We start from the raw sequence: 22776 nt of genomic DNA on the forward strand, positions 1-22776 counted from the left end.
TTCAGCGGCAATGGCCTCAGCGGAACGGTCTTCAATCTGCTGACGCTCGATGAAATGAACGAGCTCCCCGTCCTTGAGGATGGCAATGGATGGCGAAGATGGCGGGTACGGCGCGAAATATTCTCTCGCCTTCGCCGTCGCTTCACGATCCTGACCTGCAAATACCGTATATAGTTGATCTGGAACCGCATCGTGCTCCAGCGCTTTGGCTACACCAGGACGGCATTGTCCTGCCGCACAACCGCACACGGAATTGACAACGATCATCATCGTTCCTTTTGCCTGATCCAGTGCTTCTGCAACCTGCTCAGCAGTCCGCAATTCTGTAATTCCCAATCTTGTCAGTTCATCCCTCATCGGTTGAACCATATCAGACATATACATTTCAAATGACATGGACATACCTTGAATTCACTCCTTCGCAAGGTGATTTCTATCATTGTATTATACCTTGCAGGGAAAGGAAAGCCAATCGAAGGAAAAGTCAATGAACAAACTCACACGACTACGGTTCCTGCGGGCGAGAATGATGCCTTTTCTTCCTGTTCTTCTTATCCGGTTTGTCCTGAAAAATCATATCGTGGGCCGCATCCTGATTGGGATGGGCAAGTCTGCCATTGGAGAGCGGAACACCATCTTCAAAGTACGCCTTGTTCTCATCGGCATGAAATCCGATGTCCTTGAACGGATGCACCCAGCCATCGCCCGACATGATGGCTGGGTCAGTATCCTTCGTCCATTGCTCCAGCGGAGAGTTCGCTGACTGGTATTCATGATCTCCGATGATTACGCCATGCTCATTGACAAACGCTTGGCGGGTATGATGACCGTTCTCCAGAAATTCCTCCCGAAAGGCAATTTCATACGGGTCCATTTCCGGGCTTCCCAGCGCTTCCAATCTCTCCTTGTTGCGGTTGTCGCGATTTCTCTGATCCTTCATAGGATCACCGCCCGCTTACGTAGATGGACGATTTGGACCGTCCAAATGCTTGTCTACAAAGAAGTTTTTATCCTTGCCATGGTTCTGGGTCTGGTTTTGGTTTTCTTTCTGCTGTCTTTTTTGAGCCATCGAATCCTGTGTGCCATTTGGTTCCATATCCTCATCATCTCCTTTCGCTGCTATTATGCGTAAAGGAGGCAAAACATATCCGACGCCCGCCATGACCAGACTGACCAGCTGCAGCGGTGACAGCACCCAGCCTTCAGCAGGTGGAAGCGTCAGGGAAATGCCGAACAGCAGGATGCCGAAGGTGATCAGAAATGCCTTCAAATGGCGCCCGCTTCCAATGGGAGGTTTCGGCATGAGCAGTCTTCCCAGGACGATCAGTCCTGCCAGCAGCATATACACGTTTACGGGATGGTATGCTTCGCCCCCCGTCTGCACGGTAATGCCCCATGGCACATCTGTAGCGCGTCCATATTCCCAAAATGGAGTCATCAAGATCGTGACAAACACGATGGCGCCATAACTGAGCAAATCACCCGCGGATCGGTAAGACATGGACTCCCGATATATACGGTAAATGAGATAGATGGAAGCTGCGAGAAGACCGATCAGCAGATCCTCCCTCCCCCCGTTTATAAGCAAAATCATCAAAGGATGTTCAACAACAAGAGAGGGATGGGTCAGGAGCGGGCCAAACTTCCAGATGAGAATCACGATCCAGGCTCCATTCATCAATATCTCCAGAAAGCGCGGTGAGAGCCGCAGCACCTCTGACTGCTTCAGCTTCCACAACATGGCGTAATAGGCGCTGATTCCAGCAGTAAAGGCAATCAGCAGCTTCGACTGTATCATAAATGAACCGATCTGTAATAATTCAGGCAATGCATTCCTACCCCTTTCCGATCTGCGAGATGCAATCCGGTTTCGTTTTCGGTACAATAGCTACAAATACAACCCGTTTCGTCTTATAAATAACTGAACAGCCTCTTACGGCTGCTTACCCCAGTATACCACGTTTACAGGCACAGACGACGAAGGAGTCAACGAATGAATTACGATACGATTATCATCGGTGGAGGGCCCTCCGGCCTGATGGCGGCCATTGCCGCAAGCAAGCATGGCGCCAGGGTTCTCCTGTTGGACAAAGGCAACAAGCTCGGACGGAAGCTGGGCATTTCAGGAGGCGGCAGGTGCAACGTCACCAATGCCAAACAATTGGATGAACTGATCCGTCATATTCCCGGCAATGGCAGGTTTCTGCACAGTTCTTTCTCTCATTTCAACAATCACGATATTATCCGTTTCTTCGAAGAACTAGGCATCGCGCTCAAGGAAGAGGACGACGGCCGGATGTTCCCCGTGTCGGACAAGGCCAAAACGGTAGTGGATGCCCTGATTCATGCGGTGAAGAGACAGGGTGTGGATATCCGGGTGGATTCACCTGTGCAGCAGGTTCTGTATGAGCAGCAACAGACGGCAGGTGTGCTGTGCAAGGATGGAACCCGCCTGAATGCTCCTGCTGTCATTTTGGCGACCGGAGGCAAATCAGTTCCGCATACGGGTTCGACCGGAGACGGATTCAAGTGGGCCGAGGACGCCGGACATACGATTACGGAGCTGTTTCCGACCGAAGTCCCGCTCACTTCCGCAGAAGCGTGGATTCAGGACAAGTCGCTCCAGGGGCTTGCGCTGCGGGGCATTACGCTGAAAGTGTGGAACCGGAAAGGGAAGCCGATCATCGAACACGCCGGAGACGTGCTGTTTACCCACTTCGGACTGTCAGGCCCGGCGGCACTGCGCTGCAGCCAATATGTGGTCAAGACGCTGAAGAAAGAGCAAACCCCGACTGTTCTCCTGACCATCGATTTGTTCCCGGGTAAGTCACTGGAACAGCTTTATCAGGAGTCACTGAAGATGATGGAGCAGGAAAACCGGAAAACGATCAAAAATGCCCTGAAAACCCTTCTGCCCGAACGAATCATCCCGCTGTTGCTCAAGAAAAGCCAGCTGGCCGAGCACATTACGTACGACCATATTCCGAAACAGCAATGGCGAGAGCTGTGTGAGAAAATGAAGGCTTTCCCGGTTCAGATTAACGGTACCCTTTCCCTGGAAGAAGCCTTTGTAACCGGTGGCGGCATTCACCTCAAGGAAGTCCACCCGGGAACGATGGAATCGAAAATCATGCCTGGCTTGTTCTTCTGCGGCGAAATCCTCGATATTCATGGCTATACAGGCGGTTATAACATTACAGCGGCCTTTTCCACCGGCTACACCGCGGGCATGCATGCAGCGCTTCAAACGGCACAGGAACACTAGGCCATTGAGCTGACTTCAGCCTTTCCCTCTCCCTGCAAATGAAAAGAGTATCCCGATTTATCATTTCCGGGATACTCTCCGTTTCTCTCCAGTCCTCTTCGCACTGTCACTGTCCACTTACCTGCACCTTACATCCGATCTGCCGAGAAGGCATTTAACGCCTCTTCCTCAGCGAGACCTGCATAATCAAGCTCATTCTCATCCTCGTCTTCCTTCTGTTCCAGCCCTGCCATATAAGTCTCATTCATATCCTCGGTCACCATGTGCGCGGGAATGGCAATTTCCTCGCCCATCTCATAAGCGGATTGAAAGGTAGCATATTGTTTCCCGGCTGGTTCATCAACCAGTTCCCCGCCATGAGCCTGAGCAATTTCCAGGGCGGAGGTGAGATCATTCTTCTCAATATGGATATGGAGCATCGGCTCTGCTTCATCCGGGTGGAAGACGGGCTGATATCCAAGCTCCAGCAATGTATCAAAAGCAAAATAAGCATCACGGCGATCCTCAAAACGAAAGACCAGCGTATTGGCTTCCAGCATACGTACGATCCTTTCTGTCTCTTGACTTCGTCGTTAGCTTAACCCTAATCTCCCCGCTCTTATACCTGCTTGCTTCAAAAGCAATCACATTTTTTCGTTTATGTCAAGAAAAGGCTCCCTAACACCGCCAATGTCAAACAAATCTGGTAGGGCGCAATCAGGGTGAGCAAAGCGGTTGAAGTGGCTTCAACCGGCATCAGGCCACTGGTCAGGCTAAGAACCGTCTCCTCCTTAAACTGGCGAAATTGCAGGATGATCCAGTAGCCAAGCAGGCATGGCAGCACGAACCAGCACGCAACCTTGATCCATATCGGCGAGAGGAACACCGCCATCATACTGATGCCTGTAAATTGTCCATATGTGATGACATGGGTGAATTTGCGCGCGATATGCTTAACCAGCAGTTCGGCTGCCATATGGTCCGGTGTGCGCTTACGAAACCATCCTTTTTGAAAAACCATATATACGGGACGTTTCAGGCGAATCAGCGGCTTGCTGTCCGTGATATTACCGAGTGCAATCCCGTACATTTGTCCGGCCAGTCGGTTCTCCCTGTGCAAATCGGCCGTAAACCAGCTTGTCTGACGCAATCGCATTCGGAGCAACCAGACTGACAGTCCGGCTAGCACGATCATCATAAAGGAAAGGGACAGCGCAAATTGGTCCTGCTGGTTGGCTTCGCTCATCACATACGTAATCAGCCCTGTGCAAACCGATATGATCAACAAATATAGCCCTTTCAGTCCTCGCTTCGTCCAGCCCATCCATGTGCCTTCAATGGCATGCTGTCCCAACTGCCGAACTAATCTAAACAGCCATAAAGACAACAGCCAGAGTACGCCATTCCAGACTGCAGTAGACCCGTGCCCGTACAAGTGTCCATAGATGGGGGCCAGTCCGGCTACCAATCCAAGAAGCCATACCGCATTTTTGCCCAGTTCATACGTGATCACTCTGCTTATTAGTCCACGCAACCAGCGCGGGTGGTCGCTCAGCATCCATTCATCTGCGGGGTATAGGGGCAAGCGGAGCGCTCCGGCTCCGGTATACATGACGCTAACGGGCAACAACACCCCAAGTGTCCACGCCGACATCCAGCCAGGCAAGCCCTGCCACCATGATACATACTGGAAACCTGCAAACAGTATGGCGGGCACAATCAAATACAAGGCGGTGACCCAATCGATCAGCAGCGTGAAAAACTTCCATTGCGCCTTCCATTTGTGCTGCATCCGTTTACGGTATTCCACCGAGATGGAGAATGAACGAGTATGCAAACGCTTCGTCATGCTTCTTCCATCTCCTCCGTTAAATAATGAAAGCACTGGCTCAGGGTAAAAGATCGATACTGGTCCGAGGCCGACTGGCAGCGCTCACGCAGATCGTCAAGCGTTCCCTGGGCCAGTAAAGAACCTTGATGAAGGAGCACAAAGCGGCTGCATATCCGTTCGGCGGTATCCAGCACATGCGTACACAGCAAGATGCCCGCGCCGCGTTTCTGTTCCTCCTGTAGCTGTTCCAGCAGCAAATGCATGCCTCGCGGGTCCAGTCCGATAAAGGGCTCGTCAATCAGATACAGATCAGGCCTGATGATCAGACCGAGCATAAGCATCATCTTCTGCCGCATGCCTTTGGAAAAGGATGCAGGATAATGATGCTTAACCGCCTGCAATCTGTATTGCTTCAGCAACTGATTGCCTCTCTCCTCCAGGACAGTTGGCGACAGCCTGTGAAGCGCAGCCATCAATTCGAAGTGCTCCCATAACGTAAGATGATCATAATAGACCGGATGCTCCGGAATGTAGCTCCAGCTGACCGGTTCCTTTTCCGTCTCGTCTTCCTGCTCCTTCGTCAGATCAGAGAGAGGAGATGAATGAGACAAATTAGAAAGTTGAGCAAAGCTCGTTCCCTTCAGGTAAGGAAGTCGTCCAAGCATCGCCTTGATCGCCGTACTTTTTCCAGCGCCATTTGGACCGATCAGACCGATCATTTCTCCCGGGCTTACATGGAAAGAGAGGTCGGTCAGGATGGGCTGCTTCTTCTCATAGCCCGCGCTTTCAATATGAATGTGATAACCCTTGTCTTGATCCTCCATCTCAACCTCCTGCTTCGTGCATGGTACTCGTTTTCCTTTTTTACGCAAATTCACTCCTTCCGTTTCATCTCCTTGTCATGGGAGAACGGTTCCCTACATACATTGGGAATGAATCTATCTGAATGGAGGTCTCGGAACCATGGTTGAACCACAAAAAAACCCCTTTCATAAAGGGGTCGAGGGTATTCCTCAGCAAGACAGAGTTTTCGCTGCGCTGGCTTATGTGCTCTTTTTTCTGCCACTTCTCAATCAACCACCCAGCCGCTATTCCCTGTTCCATGCCAATCAGGGGCTGATGCTGCTGCTGGTTGCGATTGTCGTCAACATCATCGGTGCCTTTGTTCCCCTGATCGGCTGGCTCTTTATTTTGCCTTTTGGCAATCTGGCTGTGCTGATACTCGCCATTTATGGGATCATTCATGCCTTGCAGGGTGAGAAAAAACCGCTTCCGCTCATCGGACAATATCATCTGCTGGACAAATCAGCGTAATACGCAAGTACCTGCGCCATCCCGTCATGACTCGTATTTGATACGTCAAGACTACGATTTTCAATCAGGGTCTTGCTGAGAGACGATCTGGATATCATAGCCATCTGTCAGGATGAGCAAATTTCCGTGTTCCCCGGTCATGAATACACGGCTTCCCGCTTCTTCATAGGACGAATATACGCGGCTGCTGTAACGTTCATGCGAGCTGATCAGTGTAACTTTAGGCTGTACGGTATAAATAAACGGAATCGAAGAAGAGGTATTGTCTCCATGATGCGGAGCGTGCAACACATCCACATTCAGCTGATCCGTATACTTTGCGGTCAATGCATGTTCCGCCTGCCTGTAAATGTCACAGGTAAACAGGAACGTCCGGTCTCCATAAGTGAGTTTCATGACCAGACAACGATTGTTCATCTGCGCTGTATTCAGAGAACCCGCCCATTTGCCGGTCGTACCCTTGGGAGGATTTAGTACCTCTATCTGCACCGAGGAGCCGAGCATAAAGTTCGTACCTTCTTCAGCGTAATGAACCTCAATGTCGTTTTTCTCCACAAGTTTCATGAACTTCTGATAAGTCGACGTTCGGTTGCTCAAATCAGGCATGAGCAACTGCCCGATTTCCTGAGTTTGCAATAGTTCCAGGTAACCCCCAATATGGTCATGATGAGGATGGGTAGCCACGGCGACATCCAGTTTGGATACGTCTAGCCTGTTCAGGTATTGATCCAGCTTCTTGCCAGTCGGGACATACCCGGCATCAATGAGCATCTTCTCGCCATCCGGGCTCTCTATCAAAATCGCGTCTCCGCTCTTCTCCCGATCGGTCAGGTGAAAGTATCGAATGGCAAGCTGACCCTCATCCCGACTGCGGTCGAAGAAAGCTTTTTCGTCAATGACGCTCTGTATCCGATAAGGCGCGTCCGACGTAGCCATCATTGGAGAAGCATATCGGGCACCGCACCCACTCAAAACCAGCAGCATCATGAGCAGCAACAGAACGAACCGTTTAAGACCATATTTTCGTTTTCGTATAGGAACGAAAGGATACATAGCTGTTTCCCCCTCTCGATGTCGATATCATATACCATTCCATTCACTTCTATTCTATTCAATTCCAAAGAAAGCGCTTACTTTCCTGCTTGACAAATAAATATTTATCACATTTATTGCGGTTATCTTTTTTTTACCCCACTCTGCCTGAACAGAATCGAATCAGAACAGATCTCCGGCTTGCTCATCTTGTCAACCGGCACATGGTCTGACATAATGGGAGAAGACAGGCAATTCAATGAATGGAAGAAGAAAGGCGGGTTGAAGATGAAGCTATCCATCACTTCACAGGCAGCTTCCCATTTACAGGATGAATTGGATTTGCAATCGGGTGATTTCGTCCGTTTCCATGTGAAATATGGCGGTCACAGCACCATTCAAACGAGTTTTTCCCTTGGCATTTCTACAGAAGAACCAACAAAGGTTGGCGCCAGTTCCAACGTAAATGGCATCGAATATTATATCGAAGACAGCGACCTCTGGTATTTTGAGACTCACAATCTGGAGGTTGATTACAATGCAGCTACGGAAGAAATTGAATATCATTATGAAGCAGTAAAGTCCTGACCTCAACAATCAGGAAACAGTGAAGCTGCCCCAGTAGCATCCAGGCATCATGCTGGAGCCTAAGGGCAGCTTCATTTCATACGCATTGATTCATACGTATGGATTCAAGTTCGTTTACACTGACACAATCGGCACGGAAACAAAGAATGGTGGCCCAGGACTAAACCCTGAGACCACCATTCTTTGTTTAAACCGTTTCGTTCCAGCGAAATCCTTATTGCTGAACCCAGATAGATACGGAACCGCCATTACAAGTGAAGTAACCCCAACCATTGTTGTCGATTGTTACGGTACCACCCTTGTTGCCAGTGATATCGTACCAGGTTTCATTTTTGTTGCGTGTTCCAACATACATCCACTTGCCGCCGCCAGCGCCATCAGACATGATCGTAGCCAGACCGGATTTGTTGAATGAATTCGTTCCTTCACGTGTCCAGCCAATGATATTGCTGTCATTCAGGTAGTCATGCTGAGTACCATACGCGCGGTTCTTTCTTGCGTTCAAAATCGGATCAATTTTATTCTTGTGGGAGCTGATGCCGCCGTTGCCTGTTCCATAGTAATCTCCGTAGAACAGAGCAGGATATCCAGCTTCACGAGTCATAATAAGGGCATACGCCAAAGGTTTGAACCAGCTTTGGACAGTCGATTGCAGCGATTGTCCCGGCTGGGAGTCATGGTTGTCAACGAAGGTTACAGCCAGACCAGGATGCTGGGAAACGACAGTGTTGTTCAAAATGTTGGCCATGTTGTATCCGCCGCCGCCATTGGAAGCATTGTACAGGTTGTAGTGAAGCGGTACATCAAAGATCGAATGGTTGTAGCTTGTTTTTTGCAGGTAATTGTTCAGCTTGCCCATATCGCCGTTCCAGTATTCAGCAACAGAGAACAGGGATTTGCCTGTTGTACTGCGAACATGGTTCAGCCAGTTTTTCAAGAAATCAAATTTGATATGTTTGACCGCATCGATTCGGAAGCCATCCAGGTTCAAGGTATTGGCGTACCAAACACCCCAGTTGCGAAGCTCGTTCGCGACATCCGGATGGTCAACGTCTACGTCTGCTCCCATCAGGTAGTCATAGTTCCCGTTTTCCGTGTCAACTTCCCAATCCCAGTTCTTTCCTGTTCCGCGGAATTTGTAGATCTTTCCGCTTTGCTGTGTATTTTGGTTCCAATCTGTGCCGTCGAAATGGTACCATCTCCATTTAAAGCTGGAGTACGTATTGCCACGTCCAGGGAAATCAAGTTTTGTCCACGCCTTGATCGTGTAATCACCGGAAATTTCCTGGTTGCGGTTACTCGGGTTGACTTCCACAGCCGTTACATCTTCTGTACCATCTGCACCCAGACGATGATTCATGACGACATCCCCGTATACTTGGATACTCTTGCCCTTCAGGGTACTGATTGCAGATGTCAGCTGGCTCTTCGTTCCGTATTTTGTACGCGTAGTCCCCTTCTGATTGAACTCCCCAAGGTCATAGAGATCATAGACACCATAACCGACGTCCCCTTGACTCTGTCCTTTCCACGCAGGTGGAATCCATACAGCTGTAATCCCCAAGTTTTGCAGGTTGGTCGCATCATTTTTCAGACGGTTCCAGTGGTTTCCGTCGTTCGGAACATACCATTCGAAATATTGCATCATGGTGCCATTTTGTGCGGCTGCTTCCGCTTTTTGAACATTGTTTCCGCCCTGAGGGACGATGATCATGGAAGCGGTTGCAAGCATGGCGATGGAAGTGACAACTTTTTTCTTCAGGCCTCTCATTTCATTAACTACCTCCTTAAAATGGTATTGCTGACTTGCACAAGCTCAATCCTGTCCAAGGATAAAACGCAGAGCCCGATATTGGCGTATCCCCTCCCTTTTTCGGTGTTCCGATCGCCTCTTGCCAAGTATTCTGACCGGTGGTAAGATAGAAGTGCAACCGTTTTCAAGTGATTTTTTTTATTGAAAATAGAAAGCGGTTTCATGGATATTGTAGCAAATCAAAATCTATTAATCAACTATATTTTATCATTGATAAGAGATTTTGATAGTTTTTCTTTATTTATCTATTTAAGCGCCTTTATCTCCCTGAATTCGACATCCTTTGTTCTTTGCAATTGTCTCTTCTCTCTCTTCTCTTAATCTCTTCATCTGCTGGCCTGTTGGTCTCTTCATTTCTCACTTTTCTGATTTCTTTACCTTACGCGTTTATTCTCTCTTTTCTATTGCTTCTTCAGCTCAAACTCTTTATCTCTGTTTCTTTCTATTTGTCTCTCTTTCTCTCTTTCTCATTCTATTTCTATTTCTCTATCTTTCTATTCCTCTCTCTTTCTTTTCTCTCTACAGTACCTTTCCAATCTCCGCTCATTCATTTCCCTCTCTTCAGTTCTCTCTTCATCCTTTTCACCCTCCACTCCCTCTTTCACTACTTTTCTGTTACCAGAATGCTTTCACATCTTTTCTTCCCCATCTTTCTTTACCGCTTTACTTTCTTTTTCTTTCACTACTACGCTACTTTTTCACTTCTTTCCTTACGCCTACTTCCAGGTCTGTAACCCGCTTTCACTTGGGTTCTCTTCATTTTTGTCTTGTCAATTTCTTTTGATCAATCTATGTTCCATTTCTGCCCCTATCTTTCATTTACTCCACTCTGTCTGCTCCGTTAGCAACGGCCAGGAGGTGTGCTGATTAAGTCTGAGAAACCGGACTCTCTTCTTCCATACTATTTGATGAATTCCACTTATCCTATTTGATGAGTTCCACTATATTGATTTGTTTTAAGGTGAATAGCTTGGCACTCTGGTGGGTAATGTACATGTAGGATATCGGCAGGAAAGGGATCGTGTACAAGCCGTGATCCTGACTCATAACGTACAGACAAGCATCGCCATATATAAGCGTGGAAAGGGGTATAAAATGATGACAACTTCCATTCAGATTCAGACAATTCCAGTAGCGGAGCTTGCACGCAAAGTGATCGCTCGGGAACCTTTGACACTTGTTGATGTGCGGCCAAAAGAAAGATTCGATGACTGGAAAATTGAAGGGGAAGGCATTCGGGTGTTGCACATGCCCCATGCAGAGTTGGATGCGTCGATGGCGTATTTTCACCAGCAGCTGGAGAAGGATGCACTCTTCTATGTAATCTGTTCAAAAGGAAAAACGTCAGAACTGGCAACGAAACGATTCATGGAAGAAGGTTTCACGGGCGCTACGTCCGTGGAAGGAGGCATGGCCGCATGGGGAGAGCATATCGTACCTGTACATCTGGCCGATCTGGCTGGGAACGGTGCGCTCATTCAGTTCGTACGTATCGGCAAAGGGTGCCTCTCTTATATGGTCGTCTCCAATGGCGAAGCCGCCCTCATCGACATCAGTCGAACGATAGAACCCTATGAACAGGCACTGGAGCAGTATCAGGCTGAGCTGAAAGCGGTGCTGGATACGCATCTGCACGCCGACCACATTTCAGGCGGCAGACGAATGGCGGAGCAGCACCATACCCGTTACTACCTGCCTCCCCGCGACGCCGATCAGGTGGTATTCGATTATACGCCACTGGAGGATCAAATGACGCTTCACATCGGAGAAGTGACGATCAAGGCGCTCTATTCACCCGGTCATACGATCGGCAGCACTTCTTTCCTGATTGAGGACCAATACCTGCTTACCGGAGACATCCTGTTTATTGACTCGATCGGCAGACCTGATCTGGCTGGCAAGGCAAGCGACTGGGTAGATGACCTGCGTACGTCCTTATATGAACGATACAAAGCACTTGCCATATACAATCGGCTTGAAGTGTTGCCTGCCCACTTTATGACGCTTCATGAAATGAATGCCGACGGCAGTGTAAGAAAGCTACTTCGAGCTTTATTTGAAGAAAATCACGGACTGAATATTGAAGATGCACAGACTTTCAGGAAAACGGTAACCGAAAATCTGCCCCCTCAGCCCAACAGCTATGAGCAGATCAGGCAAACCAATATGGGACGGATGACACCAGAGGAAGCAGAACAAAGTGAAATGGAGCTTGGGCCCAACCGCTGTGCGGTCCGCTAGTTGAAGACAAGTCTCTGGGACGACAGGACGATGTCCGAAATCCCTGATCAAGAAAGGCAGGCCAGGCAAGCAAGTAAAGGGAGGAAACGGGTATGAGCGGGTTATGGCCCTACACACGAACTAACCTTCGCGGGGATCTAACTGCCGGAATGGTTGTGGCGGTCATTCTCATCCCCCAGGCGTTGGCCTATGCGATGCTCGCAGGTCTTCCTCCCATCTATGGCCTGTATGCCTCAACGATTCCCCTTGTCCTGTATGCGTTGTTTGGAAGCTCGAGACAGCTGTCTGTGGGGCCCGCTGCTACGGTAAGCCTGCTGGTATTTTCCAGCCTTGCCCCGCTTGCTACGCCAGAGAGTCCTTCCTATCTGGCACTTGCCGTCCTCCTCACCTTTCTGATCGGTGCCTCCCAATTGCTGATGGGCTTGCTTCGTTTCGGGTTTATTGCGACTTTTTTATCCCATGGCGTGATTCGCGCCTTTACTGCTGCGGCAGCCATTTTAATCATCCTGAGTCAACTCAAGCATATCCTCGGGATTGCGCTCACATCCGGTGGCTCATTCCTGTCCACGATGGGGCAGTTGATGCAGCAATGGCAGGACATTCATGGCCTGACTCTGCTATTCGGTGCAGCTTCTATGCTCCTGTTGATCGCAGTCAAAAAATGGCGTTTCCCCGTTCCGGGCCCCTTGCTGCTGATTCCGCTTGCTACACTGCTTACCTACCTGTTCAGACTGGATCAGAAAGGTCTCGGAATCGCCGGGCCAGTGGCTTCCGGTTTCCCCTCTGTTCGATTACCGATGCTACAGCATGACATGGATACCTACACCAGCTTAATCCCGCTTGCGCTCACCATTGCACTTGTCAGCTTTGTGGAGTCTACTTCCATTGCCCGCTCCCTGGCCACCTCATCAAGAGACCAAAGTCGTCCCAATCGTGATTTAATCGGGCTGGGACTTGCCAACCTTTCATCTTCTCTCGTGTCTGCTCTTCCAGTTACTGGCGGATTGTCCCGCTCTGCCATGAATCGGCAATCAGGCGCACAAACCCAGCTTGCTTCAATTATAACTGCAGTGCTAATTTCGGCTACGCTTCTATTTTTTACTTCCGCCTTTTATTACTTGCCGATGTCCGCCCTGGCCGCCATGATTATCGTCGGGGTGGCGCCACTCATTGAATTTCGAACACCTTCCTCCTATTTTCGCATCAAAAAAAGCGACGGATGGGTGTGGGTCGTGGCCTTTGCCGGTACGCTGTTGCTAGGTGTCATGAAAGGCATTCTACTCGGGGTGGTGTTTTCGCTTATGCTCTTTATTAAGCGAAGCGCCTATCCACATACGGCTGAGCTTGGCTATCTGCCACAAAAGCAGCTTTATCGCAATGTGCTTCGCTATCCGGAAGCCAAAACAATGCCCGGTGTGCTCATTTTTCGGATGGACGCCTCTTTTTATTTTGCTAACATGGGTTATCTGGAAAAGCAGTTACATGAAAGGCTGGAAATGCGACGGGACATTCGGTGGATCATTCTGGACGGCTCCAGTGCCAATGCCATTGATGCCGTTGCACTCTCTTCCTTGCTGCAATTCAGACATGAACTGCAAGAGGGGGGCGTTACCCTTTTATTTGCACAACTAAAAGGACCCGTCAAAGACTTGTTTCAGCGCTCTGACTGGTCCCAGTATTCCTTTCATTCCTATGCTTTTGATACCATAGATGAAGCTTTGGCGGTGATCAGGCGCGATCCGTGATCCATGTGTGATCCATGTGTGATCCGAGATCATGCGCCTGAGACCGTCACGATGACAAGACCATCGAGCAATCGGTTCTAGTGGTCATGTCCGCCTCCACCATGTCCGTCATCCTCTGAAACCGTCTGATCCAGTTGCTTCAACTCTTCTTCACTGACCTCTCCGACTACAAGATGGCGTTTGGGCATGAGATGGGTGCCGCGGGCGGTAATATGGGTCTGCATCACGTAGATCCCGTTTGATTCGAATGTGGTCGTAACCCCGTACCATCCATCGCCGAGCGAATCAGCCTGCACAAGCCTGGACCCGTCCCGCTCCCCTTTCTTCCATAGCTCTATCTGTACGTCACCTGCATCCTCGACAGGTTGCTGTTGTTGAGTCAGTGCCACAGCCAGTTCAACCGGCTGATTGATTGCCAACTGTTCTTCTGCGTACATCGTAATTTCAATTGCGTCGCCTTGTGCGACAGAAATATCACTCGCCTGGCATGCAGACAGTAGAGCCACGCTAGTTATCAGGACGATCATGGACCAGGCGGATGTGCGTCGTCTACCGAGGCGATGCGAGTCTGGTTGGTATGACTTTATCATATCGATATCCCCCTTATGCTGAAAACCAGGATTTCAGCGCTTTTATTCTGCGGATGACGAGTAAGTCCAGCAGCAAGACCGCCACGATAGAGAGACCCACCAGCGGCATGAGAATGCCAAGAATCAGTGTGATGGCCCACACCACAATGGTCTGCTTAACAGGTCGCGGCGATGCAGGTTTGGAAGGAGCTCCTAGCTTGCCTGCCGGACGACGCTTGAGCCACATGACGATCGCACTGATGATCATGAGCACTAACCCCGCACATACGAGCAGACCAAGCAATTGATTGGGCAATCCGAACAGTCTTCCCTCATGAAGGGCAATCCCCAATGAAATGGCCTGGGCCGTTATGCCGAGATCAGCAAATCGCACATCTGTCAGTACGGTGCCGCTGTACTGATCAAGGTGTATGGTTGTCAGGTCGGTCGGATGCTGCCCAGTGGTTGCCACCGTATACACACCACTCGCTCCGCTCGGGAAAGACAGCGTATAGGGCTTATCGATAGACTGACTGTCTACCAGATGCTGAACCTCGTTGATTCCGAGCGGAATCAGTCCTTTGGTATCATCAGAAGTTGGCACCGGCAGCTTCTCTGTGGCCCATGGAATATCCTGAGCGACATCCTTTGTATACGTAACCGACTGCGGTTTCTCTCCGAAGCTGAGTGCAAAGGCGGGATATCCGGTATTGGTAGAGGTGGAGAACTTCTGAATCTGCTCCCCCATAACCCCGGACCATGGCAGCCCGGTCAGAATGAGCAGGAGCAACCCCGCAGACAACCAGAAGGCAGGTACGGCGTGCAAATCTCTCCAGAATGTTCTTCCCCTGGCACGAAACCGCGGTAGCAAAGTCCCCCAGATCCCGCCTTTATTGCGCGGCCACCAAATATAGAGGCCTGTAAGCAGCAAAATCAACGCCCAGCCAGCAGCAAGTTCCACGAGCCGATTGGCCCAGGTTCCGCCGACAAGCAATTGGCTGTGAAGATCGCGCACCTGGTTCATCAGCATGTCATCGCTGGACAGCTTGCCTGACAGTTCACCATTATAAGGATTGATGAAGGCGAATGACATTTGTCCCTGTTCGATCAGTCCCATTTTTACCGAACGCTCCGGATTATCATATTGGGTCATGGAGATGACCACGGCACCCGGATGACCAGCCTGAACTTTCTCTACCATGTCCGATGGCGGCAGCTTCTCCTCCGTGACGGTTTGAGGTGAAACAAAATACTGATCATGGTGCATATAATTTTCTACCTCATCCTTGAACAGATAAATGCCTCCGCTAATCGCGAGGATCAGTAGAAAAGGAGTGAAAATGAGACCCGCGTAAAAGTGCCATCTCCAAACGGAAGCATATAATGGACTTTTTTTCTTCTCGATTTTATGCTCGGTTTGTTGCTCATTCTGATGCTCATTCCTACGTTCCGTTGTTTTTTCAGCTTTATTTTCAGTTTGCCCTTGCGCAGAACTTGCAGGGCGGGATGGATTTATTTCCTCGTTCATCGATTGAATGCTCCTCTAATTAATATGTTTGCGATTACATATGATGACATTTCAAATTCCTTCATCACGAATCACGAATGATTTTGTCCATTTTTACCGCAACAAGATGAGGACGGATGATGCATCGTCTGGACAATGGTCGAGACCGCCTGTTTGAAACCATACACCTCTCCGCCAAAGCCGGTCTGAAATTTCAATGCATCCTGTCTGGACTGAAATGCGAGAACCTGTGGCTGACAGCAGTTAATGTGTACAGAAGGATTGAATAAAAACGTCGCCATCTGTGCACTGAGCGTCGTATCCAGAATAAAGTCCTTGCACAGCAGATGAGAAATCTCTGACTCCATGTCGGCGTAGCGTAGCAAGGCACAGTGTGCGCAACAGGCATGCTCTACGGTCTGGTCCGTCCGAATCACCTGTACCGCATGCCGGGAAGCAGATGACTTATAGCAATACACACAGGCCAGACTGGCAGGTTGCTTCGGCACCGAGGCCAGGGCGATTCCACCTGAAGTCTTCTCTACTTTTCCTTCGTCCATTAACGGCTTCAGATCCCGATAAATCGTCATCTCCGAAACCTCCAGCCGCTCGCTCAAGTCGGAGACCCTAAGTGTTTTCTCATCCTTCAGCCACTCCATGATTTGTTGTTGTCTTTCGATCGGAAGCATTCCTTCCATCCCCTTTCCTGTTCTTCACGTTATCGCGCTCGTCTTTGTTGTTTATTGCTATTGTAATGGATTCCTTCTCGATTGAATCAGGTGATTTGTGAATAAACGATGAATCCTGTGATTTTTCACACGTTTTATCATCCATTGCTTTTTGTTTTTGCTTTTTTGAACAGAAAAAAACCCGCTGCAGCCTGTTAAACAGGCACAGCGGGTTACAGCGGATTTCATCATGTTCTACGATTATCTTTCGTCTTTCGTCTTTCTAAGCTATAGCCGACTAGCTTAGAAATAAAACCTTCGTGCAGCCTGCTATGGCAGATGAATGAGTGTGTGAATCACTTGTGTGCTTTCTGCTCTTGTCATTTCCGCCTGTGGAGCAAATCTATTCTCTCCTCTGCCACTTAGTAAACCAAGTCTGGCCGCACGCTCCACATGGTCAACGGCCCAATCGCTCATTTCATCCGCATCTGCAAACGGAGTCATCGCTTTCTCTTCCCCTGTCAGGTTCAGAGACACATAGGCGTTTATCAGCATGACAGCCATCTCTTCCCGGGAAAGGGTGGCATTCGGAGCGAACAAACCATTGCCTACGCCACTCACAATGCCAGCTTCTGCCGCCGCTGCCACACTGTCGGCATACCATGCGTCAGCAGAAACATCCTGGAATTCCGCTTCTCCGTCCGCCTCTAAATCCAGGGCGCGGGCAAGCAATGCGGTAAATTCTGCTCTTGTCACCGATTGATTCGGTGCAAACTCAGTTGGCTGGATGCCAAATACAATTTGTTTCGCCGACAATTCTGCAATGACATCCGCAGCCCAGTGACTGGCTGGCACATCTGAATAAGATTTACGCATTTCCAGTACCGCGTACGTACTGAAATGGCTAATTTCGGCGGTGATCATCCCGTTCTCCATCGTGCCGCCTACATATTCCAGTGTACCATCCTGACCCACATAGTAGATGCCCGTCAGATTCGCATCTGCGCCTTCCTCTACAGGTATCGAGATAATGATCGGAGTACCAAATTGAGACAAGGTGGTTCCGTCTTCATCTTCTCCACCGATAGATAGCTTGAAGGTATACACAGCCCCTACGGACTGAAGATCGGTTTGTTGCTTCTCCCCTGCCATCTCCAGCAGCTCATCCACATCCGTGTTTTGTTCAAATGTGAATGAAATACTGGCATCGTCCCTTTCCTCTGCTGGCAACAGTTCCAACAGTTGCTTCAGCACATCCGCTGGTACCTCAGCCTGGAATCCATCGCCTTCAATAGACAAGGCATTTCCTTTGGAGACGGCATCTGCATTTGCTGGCAATACAACTTTGCTCTTGCCTTTGTTGACAGAAACCTTGATTTTGCCATCCTTCACGGTCGGGTTCTTGACCACTTCCGTCTGCTCGTCATCCTGCTCGTTGCCTCCAGAAGGTGGCGGAGTATTCGGTCTTGTATAAATGGTTCCGTCTGACTCCATGACATACGTGCTGAGCGAAGGAATACTGATTTGTCTTCCTTTCAATGTTGTCAGCACTTCGGTTCCGGCCTGATTCCCGTCTACCAGTACATCCCAGTAAGAAGAGATCGGCAAGGTCACGTTTACGGCCTGATTACTGGCATTAAATACAACCGCCAGATATTTGGCTGAATCACCGTTGGCATAGTCGTTGATCGTATAGCCAACAACCTGCTCCGGGGTATCCAGGAAATGAATGTGTTCGCGAATGTCTTCCGCCGTACGCATGCGCAGCGCCGGATGTGCCTGACGCAATTCAATCAGACCTTTCATGTATTCGACTTCATCTTCAAATTCAGCACGGCGATGCCAATCCAGGCGATTAACCTCATCCGTGGAACGGTAACTGTTTTCCGGACAAACGTTATCACAATCTACCTGAATGCCTTCATAATATTTGGTACGCATGAATTCCTGTCCGGCATGAATGAAGGAGACCCCTTGTGAAGTCAAAATGAGGGAAGAAGCCAGCTTGTGCATCTTCTTCTTTTCTTCATCTGTTGCTTCCGGATTGGAATTGGACAGCTTATCCCAAATGGTAAAGTTGTCATGTGCCTCGGTATAGGTTACAACCTGCTCCGGGTCCTGGTAGGTCTCATACCCGAACTCATAATTGTCGATTCCACCCTTGATACCTGCTCTGATTCGATCCTCCAGGCCTTCAGCACCACTGACGAATCCACTCTCATCGTCATTAAACACGCTGCCCTTGATGGCATCCCGCATGTCGTCATTAAAATGGGCAATGCCCGGCATATCTTCAGCGTTACCCTGATTGGAACGAATTTCCTCCGGATGGTTCCCCATATTCCAGCCCTCTCCGAGAACCACAATTGACGGATCAATCTCATCCAGCGTTTCGCGAACCTTGTTCATCGTATCTACATCATGGATACCCATCAGGTCAAAACGGTAGCCGTCAAGCTTGTATTCCGTTGTCCAGTATTCGATGGAATCCACAATAAACTTGCTCATCATCTTGCGGTCAGAAGCGGTATCATTACCCACACCGGTCCCGTTGAAGAAGTTGCCATTCTCATCGTAGCGATAGTAATAGCCGGGTACCAGCTTGTGGAAGTTGGAGTCTACCGCACTGTACATATGATTGTAAACGACATCCATAATGACACGAAGTCCATTGTCATGCATCGCCTGTACCGCCTGCTTCAATTCATTGATGCGCGTGGTCGGCGTATATGGATCAGTCGAATACGTACCTTCTGGGGCATTGTAGTTTTTCGGATCGTATCCCCAGTTGAACTGTGGCTGCTCATGATTTTCCTCATCCAGACTGTTGTAGTCATAGATTGGCAGCAACTGCACGTGCGTCACGCCCAAGTCTTTGATATGATCCAGTCCGGTCTTTACCCCGTCCGGACCTGTGGTACCCGTCTCGGTCAGACCCAGGAACTTTCCTTTGTTCTCGATTCCACTATCAGGATGAATCGACAGGTCGCGTACATGAAGCTCATAGATAATGGCATCTTCCTGCTCGGTCGAGAAGGCCGGACGATCATGCCCATCAAATCCTGCCGGATCGGTTGAAGCCAGATCTACCACTGCTCCCATGTCTCCGTTCACCGCAACCGCTCTGGCATAAGGGTCCACTGCCTCATTCCATTCATCGCCAATTTTTACTTTGTACGTATAGAGCAGTCCTTCCTGATCGCCATCCAGTGTGTACGTCCACGTACCCTTGACGTCTCGGGTCATCTCATATTCCGTTCCACTCGTCGAATCCCAGCTTTCGTACGTAACCAGCTTCGCTTCTGCCGCAGAAGGAGCCCATACCCGGAATGACGTCTCACTCGCTGAATAGGTGTTGCCCAAGTCATCACCATCGTAATAGAAAGTCTCGTCATAGTACTCACTTCTAACGATCTTGCCATGCTGCAAGGTGGCGCTCTCAAATCCGTCCAGGGAAACGGTGTATGCCTTGGACAGATCCAGATCCTCACTCAAGCTCACTTTTAACTGATTAGACTCCAGACCATCCTCGGAATCGATCAGCTCAATCTCTTCAATATCCAGATAGACCGCCTCGGTCACCGATGTATCCTGAATGTATACGGCTTCACTCACCGACACACGGCGGTTCAACGTGAGGTGAACCTCATCAAAATCATCCACCATCGCATCCAGCACTCTTGGAGTACGATCCACAAAAGGTTCGTGATAGTAAATCTTCTCGCTGTCTTGAAGTATCCACACCTCTGCCTGTCCGGTCGCATCCAGTCTGGTAATATAGCGGTCTCCGCCAGGCTCACGCGTTCCGCTCCATTCATTCTGACGGACGATAAAACCAATCCGGTTGGCTTCTACCTCTGAGAGACTCAGCGTGGCAACCACGCCATACTCATCCTCTTCGAACGTGACAGCCTGACCATTGGCATTTTGACCGGCCAGATTTCGTGTCCACATCCATACATCCCAGTCACTATAGTTTTCATCGTAGCGATAGTAGTGGAGCTTGACCTCAATGTCGCTATGATTCACAACATCCCGATACTCGCCATCCGGTGGAGACAAATAGACGGTATCGTCCCCGCTCTTCACCCATACTTCCGTTACATTGGAGCTGGTTACGTCTACAAAACGGTCCCCGCCATCCTTTTCCCACGTATCGGTGCGGATGATGAAGCCAAGACGGTCATAGTCACCCGTGATATCCACGAAGCCGACCTCGCCGAACTCATCCCCTACCTCTTCAAACTCAAATATTTTGCCTTCAACCGCTTCCGGCTCAGTTGCCCAACCCCATATATTCCAGTCCCTTGTGTCCTCCGGATCTGGCTGGTAATGGACGATTAGTCGGGTTATGTTTTTCTCAACGGTTTCTTCATCTGGCTGTGGCGCTGCTTCTGCTTATTGCACGGCTCCGAAGCCAGTCATTAACGAAAAGAGCATCATAAAGGCCAGCATCAAAGACACGCGAGATTTCAATCGTTTGCGCAAAGGTGAATCCCCCTCCATCAATATGAAATAATCTTAGACCTTCCTTTCCTTCTGCAAGTTCTGGATGCAGTTGTGCAACCGTTTTCAATAACGGGTAAAATAAAAATTTATATCGCGTGGCATCCCTCCTTTATTTAATACACAGAAAATTCTGACTCTTTTGATTAGCTTTTTTGCACACCTCATACTGTGCAAATCGCCTTCCTCAAACATGGCTCTTCCCATTCTGCCAGAGCCAACGGTACATATCGTCCAAACCGTCACCGCTGCGAAACTATCGTTTGTAAGCGGTTTCTAATTTTGTATTTTATCATACTATATCGTTGATCGCGAATCAATCCCTTCTCCATAAGTTCTGTCCAATCGACTGGAAGCGCTCTCATTCAACAAAGAGATGGCCAATCAAAAACCGGAAATCCCGATTTTCATCGAGTCTCCGGCTCTCTATGACGCTATAACTCTTGCTTCACAGCTTTCTCATTCGTTTGTTCCAGGCTTTCTTCACAGATGATAGAGAGATTGCCCTTGTCGTGCATACGTGTCCATGGCTTTTCTCAAACGCTGCATGCCTTCTCGAATGCGTTCAGGCGAACTGTGGCTGAAATTAAGCCGCATCGACTGGTGATTAGGTGCATCGGGATAAAAACTGCTGCCGGGGACAAAGGCAACGCCTTCCTCTATCGCAAAGGACAGCAACTCATCCGTTCGGTATGCTTGATTCAGATTGACCCATATAAACATGCCGCCTTTCGGAATCTCAAAAGCGGGCGACATCGGTCCGGCAAGAGCTTGAAGCTCACCCGCCATCACCTGCATCCGCTCCTTGTACCCCTCACGAAGCTGCGCAATATGGGCACGAAGATCATAATGTCTCATCAATTGATTCAGGGCCTGCTGATCCATGAGGCTGGAATGCAGGTCACAGGCTTGCTTGGCTTTGGACATCTCCTGAATAATAGCTCGATTCGCTATCACCCATCCGGTGCGCAAAGCAGGCACAACCGTTTTGGAAAAGGTCGAGGTGTACATGATGGAACCCATGTCCAGTTCACCAGACATCGAAAGCAGGCTTTCCATATGAGTCCCACTTTCAAAGGTCAGTTCTCCGTATGGATCATCCTCCAAAATGGTCAGCTCGTTCTGCTGACACAGATCCAGCAGAGCTTGTTTGCGAGACTTGCTCCAGCATTTTCCGGTTGGATTGGCAAAGGTAGGCGACACATACAGCAGCTTCGGCTTCACCTGCTCCATGACCTCCTGCAGACGTGCCAGATCCATTCCATCCTCGTCGGACGGAATTCCGATGACTTTCGCTTCCGCAGCCTGGAATACTTGCAGCGCAGCCAGATAGGTAGGACTCTCCGTTATGACGACATCCCCGGGATTCAACCAAATTCTAGCTGCAAGATCAATCGCTTGCTGAGAACCGGTTGTGAGCAGCATCTGATCCGGTTGCACGGAAACACCTTTATGCAGCATCCAATTGCACAGTTGTTCACGAAGCGGTGTGTACCCGTCCGTGATGCCGTATTGCAGCGTAGATGCGGAATCCCGGAAGATTCGGGCATACGCTTCCTGCAATGCCTCCCTCGGGAACCACTCATCTGCGGGCAGCCCGCCAGCAAAAGAAATCATGTCCGGTACCATCGTTCTTTTCAAAATATCCCGCACAGCGGAAGAGGAATAGCGGCGGGTCCGATCCGCGAAAGTAAGTTGACGCATCCTTCAGCCCTCAT

The 22776-nt window shown here is 49.5% G+C and carries 18 protein-coding genes; 5 read left to right on the top strand and 13 right to left on the bottom strand.

The genetic code is table 11. The features are described from left to right. The 3 genes from ACFSUC_RS18775 to ACFSUC_RS18785 all read right to left on the bottom strand — a co-directional run. Positions 1-402: BrxA/BrxB family bacilliredoxin (locus ACFSUC_RS18775; RefSeq protein WP_379931184.1), on the bottom strand; the 402-nt coding region annotated here is incomplete at its 3' end. A gap of 103 nt (positions 403-505) precedes the next feature. Continuing rightward, positions 506-940, bottom strand: coding sequence for a DUF3905 domain-containing protein (locus tag ACFSUC_RS18780; protein WP_379931185.1), 435 nt, complete (start codon positions 938-940; stop codon positions 506-508). A 15-nt stretch (positions 941-955) separates the two neighbouring features. Beyond that, on the bottom strand, positions 956-1828 hold the full coding sequence (locus tag ACFSUC_RS18785) for a hypothetical protein (protein WP_379931186.1): 873 nt from the start codon (positions 1826-1828) through the stop codon (positions 956-958). A gap of 165 nt (positions 1829-1993) precedes the next feature. Here ACFSUC_RS18785 and ACFSUC_RS18790 point away from each other — a divergent pair, with 165 nt between their 5' ends. After that, positions 1994-3265, top strand: coding sequence for a BaiN/RdsA family NAD(P)/FAD-dependent oxidoreductase (locus ACFSUC_RS18790; protein WP_379931187.1), 1272 nt, complete (start codon positions 1994-1996; stop codon positions 3263-3265). Between the two features lie 128 nt (positions 3266-3393). On the opposite strand, the gene ACFSUC_RS18795 is transcribed toward ACFSUC_RS18790, so the two are convergent. The 3 genes from ACFSUC_RS18795 to ACFSUC_RS18805 all read right to left on the bottom strand — a co-directional run bounded on the left by ACFSUC_RS18795 (position 3394) and on the right by ACFSUC_RS18805 (position 5899). After that, positions 3394-3804 carry a DNA/RNA helicase gene (locus tag ACFSUC_RS18795; protein WP_379931188.1) on the bottom strand — a complete coding sequence of 137 codons (411 nt, stop codon included), beginning with the start codon at positions 3802-3804 and terminating at the stop codon, positions 3394-3396. 98 nt (positions 3805-3902) lie between these two features. Further along, the gene (locus tag ACFSUC_RS18800) at positions 3903-5093 is read right to left on the bottom strand and encodes an ABC transporter permease (RefSeq protein WP_379931189.1); all 1191 of its coding nucleotides are present in this window, start codon (positions 5091-5093) and stop codon (positions 3903-3905) included. Then, on the bottom strand, positions 5090-5899 hold the full coding sequence (locus tag ACFSUC_RS18805; protein WP_379931190.1) for an ABC transporter ATP-binding protein: 810 nt from the start codon (positions 5897-5899) through the stop codon (positions 5090-5092). The genes ACFSUC_RS18800 and ACFSUC_RS18805 overlap by 4 nt, the downstream gene beginning before the upstream one ends. Before the next feature lie 139 nt (positions 5900-6038). Between ACFSUC_RS18805 and ACFSUC_RS18810 the strand changes: the two genes are divergently transcribed. After that, positions 6039-6389 (top strand): DUF4870 domain-containing protein, encoded by a 351-nt coding sequence (locus ACFSUC_RS18810; RefSeq protein WP_379931191.1) that lies wholly within the window; start codon positions 6039-6041, stop codon positions 6387-6389. A gap of 60 nt (positions 6390-6449) precedes the next feature. Here ACFSUC_RS18810 and ACFSUC_RS18815 read toward each other — a convergent pair whose 3' ends face one another. Further along, positions 6450-7442, bottom strand: a complete 993-nt coding sequence (locus tag ACFSUC_RS18815) for a ComEC/Rec2 family competence protein (RefSeq protein ID WP_379931192.1) — start codon at positions 7440-7442, stop codon at positions 6450-6452. Positions 7443-7709: 267 nt separating this feature from the next. Here ACFSUC_RS18815 and ACFSUC_RS18820 point away from each other — a divergent pair, with 267 nt between their 5' ends. Further along, on the top strand, positions 7710-8009 hold the full coding sequence (locus tag ACFSUC_RS18820; RefSeq protein ID WP_379931193.1) for a HesB/YadR/YfhF family protein: 300 nt from the start codon (positions 7710-7712) through the stop codon (positions 8007-8009). Between the two features lie 214 nt (positions 8010-8223). Here the strand turns inward: ACFSUC_RS18820 and amyS are convergent, their stop codons facing one another. After that, positions 8224-9780 (bottom strand): alpha-amylase, encoded by a 1557-nt coding sequence (gene amyS / locus ACFSUC_RS18825; RefSeq protein ID WP_379931194.1) that lies wholly within the window; start codon positions 9778-9780, stop codon positions 8224-8226. A 1140-nt stretch (positions 9781-10920) separates the two neighbouring features. Here amyS and ACFSUC_RS18830 point away from each other — a divergent pair. Both ACFSUC_RS18830 and ACFSUC_RS18835 read left to right on the top strand, forming a co-directional pair. After that, on the top strand, positions 10921-12063 hold the full coding sequence (locus ACFSUC_RS18830; RefSeq protein ID WP_379931195.1) for an MBL fold metallo-hydrolase: 1143 nt from the start codon (positions 10921-10923) through the stop codon (positions 12061-12063). Between the two features lie 92 nt (positions 12064-12155). Beyond that, a complete protein-coding gene (locus ACFSUC_RS18835; RefSeq protein ID WP_379931196.1) occupies positions 12156-13808 on the top strand; it encodes a SulP family inorganic anion transporter in 1653 nt (550 codons plus the stop codon). Between the two features lie 77 nt (positions 13809-13885). Here the strand turns inward: ACFSUC_RS18835 and ACFSUC_RS18840 are convergent, their stop codons facing one another. From ACFSUC_RS18840 to ACFSUC_RS18860, 5 genes are all read right to left on the bottom strand, one after another. Next, the gene (locus ACFSUC_RS18840; RefSeq protein WP_379931197.1) at positions 13886-14398 is read right to left on the bottom strand and encodes a FixH family protein; all 513 of its coding nucleotides are present in this window, start codon (positions 14396-14398) and stop codon (positions 13886-13888) included. 13 nt (positions 14399-14411) lie between these two features. Next, a complete protein-coding gene (locus tag ACFSUC_RS18845; RefSeq protein WP_379931198.1) occupies positions 14412-15905 on the bottom strand; it encodes a PepSY-associated TM helix domain-containing protein in 1494 nt (497 codons plus the stop codon). Positions 15906-15976: 71 nt separating this feature from the next. Next, positions 15977-16573: a DeoR family transcriptional regulator gene (locus ACFSUC_RS18850; protein WP_379931199.1), complete on the bottom strand. Its 597-nt coding sequence runs from the start codon at positions 16571-16573 to the stop codon at positions 15977-15979. 309 nt (positions 16574-16882) lie between these two features. Next, on the bottom strand, positions 16883-20905 hold the full coding sequence (gene pulA / locus ACFSUC_RS18855; RefSeq protein WP_379931281.1) for a type I pullulanase: 4023 nt from the start codon (positions 20903-20905) through the stop codon (positions 16883-16885). Positions 20906-21541: 636 nt separating this feature from the next. Then, complete coding sequence (locus tag ACFSUC_RS18860; protein ID WP_379931200.1) at positions 21542-22762, bottom strand: aminotransferase-like domain-containing protein; 1221 nt, start codon at positions 22760-22762, stop codon at positions 21542-21544. Positions 22763-22776: the final 14 nt, after the last annotated feature.

The sequence above is a fragment of the Marinicrinis sediminis genome (assembly GCF_042685085.1).
GTDB classification, from domain to species: Bacteria; Bacillota; Bacilli; order Paenibacillales; family KCTC-33676; genus Marinicrinis; species Marinicrinis sediminis.

Bases quoted from the DNA above. Each gene is read 5' to 3' on its own strand.
- ACFSUC_RS18845 (WP_379931198.1), bottom strand. From the start codon at position 15,905: ATGAACGAGGAAATAAATCCATCCCGCCCTGCAAGTTCTGCGCAAGGG.
- ACFSUC_RS18805 (WP_379931190.1), bottom strand. From the start codon at position 5,899: ATGGAGGATCAAGACAAGGGTTATCACATTCATATTGAAAGCGCGGGC.
- ACFSUC_RS18795 (WP_379931188.1), bottom strand. From the start codon at position 3,804: ATGCTGGAAGCCAATACGCTGGTCTTTCGTTTTGAGGATCGCCGTGAT.
- ACFSUC_RS18800 (WP_379931189.1), bottom strand. From the start codon at position 5,093: ATGACGAAGCGTTTGCATACTCGTTCATTCTCCATCTCGGTGGAATAC.
- ACFSUC_RS18815 (WP_379931192.1), bottom strand. From the start codon at position 7,442: ATGTATCCTTTCGTTCCTATACGAAAACGAAAATATGGTCTTAAACGG.
- ACFSUC_RS18835 (WP_379931196.1), top strand. From the start codon at position 12,156: ATGAGCGGGTTATGGCCCTACACACGAACTAACCTTCGCGGGGATCTA.
- ACFSUC_RS18860 (WP_379931200.1), bottom strand. From the start codon at position 22,762: ATGCGTCAACTTACTTTCGCGGATCGGACCCGCCGCTATTCCTCTTCC.
- ACFSUC_RS18850 (WP_379931199.1), bottom strand. From the start codon at position 16,573: ATGCTTCCGATCGAAAGACAACAACAAATCATGGAGTGGCTGAAGGAT.
- ACFSUC_RS18780 (WP_379931185.1), bottom strand. From the start codon at position 940: ATGAAGGATCAGAGAAATCGCGACAACCGCAACAAGGAGAGATTGGAA.
- amyS (WP_379931194.1), bottom strand. From the start codon at position 9,780: ATGAGAGGCCTGAAGAAAAAAGTTGTCACTTCCATCGCCATGCTTGCA.
- ACFSUC_RS18790 (WP_379931187.1), top strand. From the start codon at position 1,994: ATGAATTACGATACGATTATCATCGGTGGAGGGCCCTCCGGCCTGATG.
- ACFSUC_RS18840 (WP_379931197.1), bottom strand. From the start codon at position 14,398: ATGATAAAGTCATACCAACCAGACTCGCATCGCCTCGGTAGACGACGC.
- ACFSUC_RS18830 (WP_379931195.1), top strand. From the start codon at position 10,921: ATGACAACTTCCATTCAGATTCAGACAATTCCAGTAGCGGAGCTTGCA.
- ACFSUC_RS18810 (WP_379931191.1), top strand. From the start codon at position 6,039: ATGGTTGAACCACAAAAAAACCCCTTTCATAAAGGGGTCGAGGGTATT.
- ACFSUC_RS18820 (WP_379931193.1), top strand. From the start codon at position 7,710: ATGAAGCTATCCATCACTTCACAGGCAGCTTCCCATTTACAGGATGAA.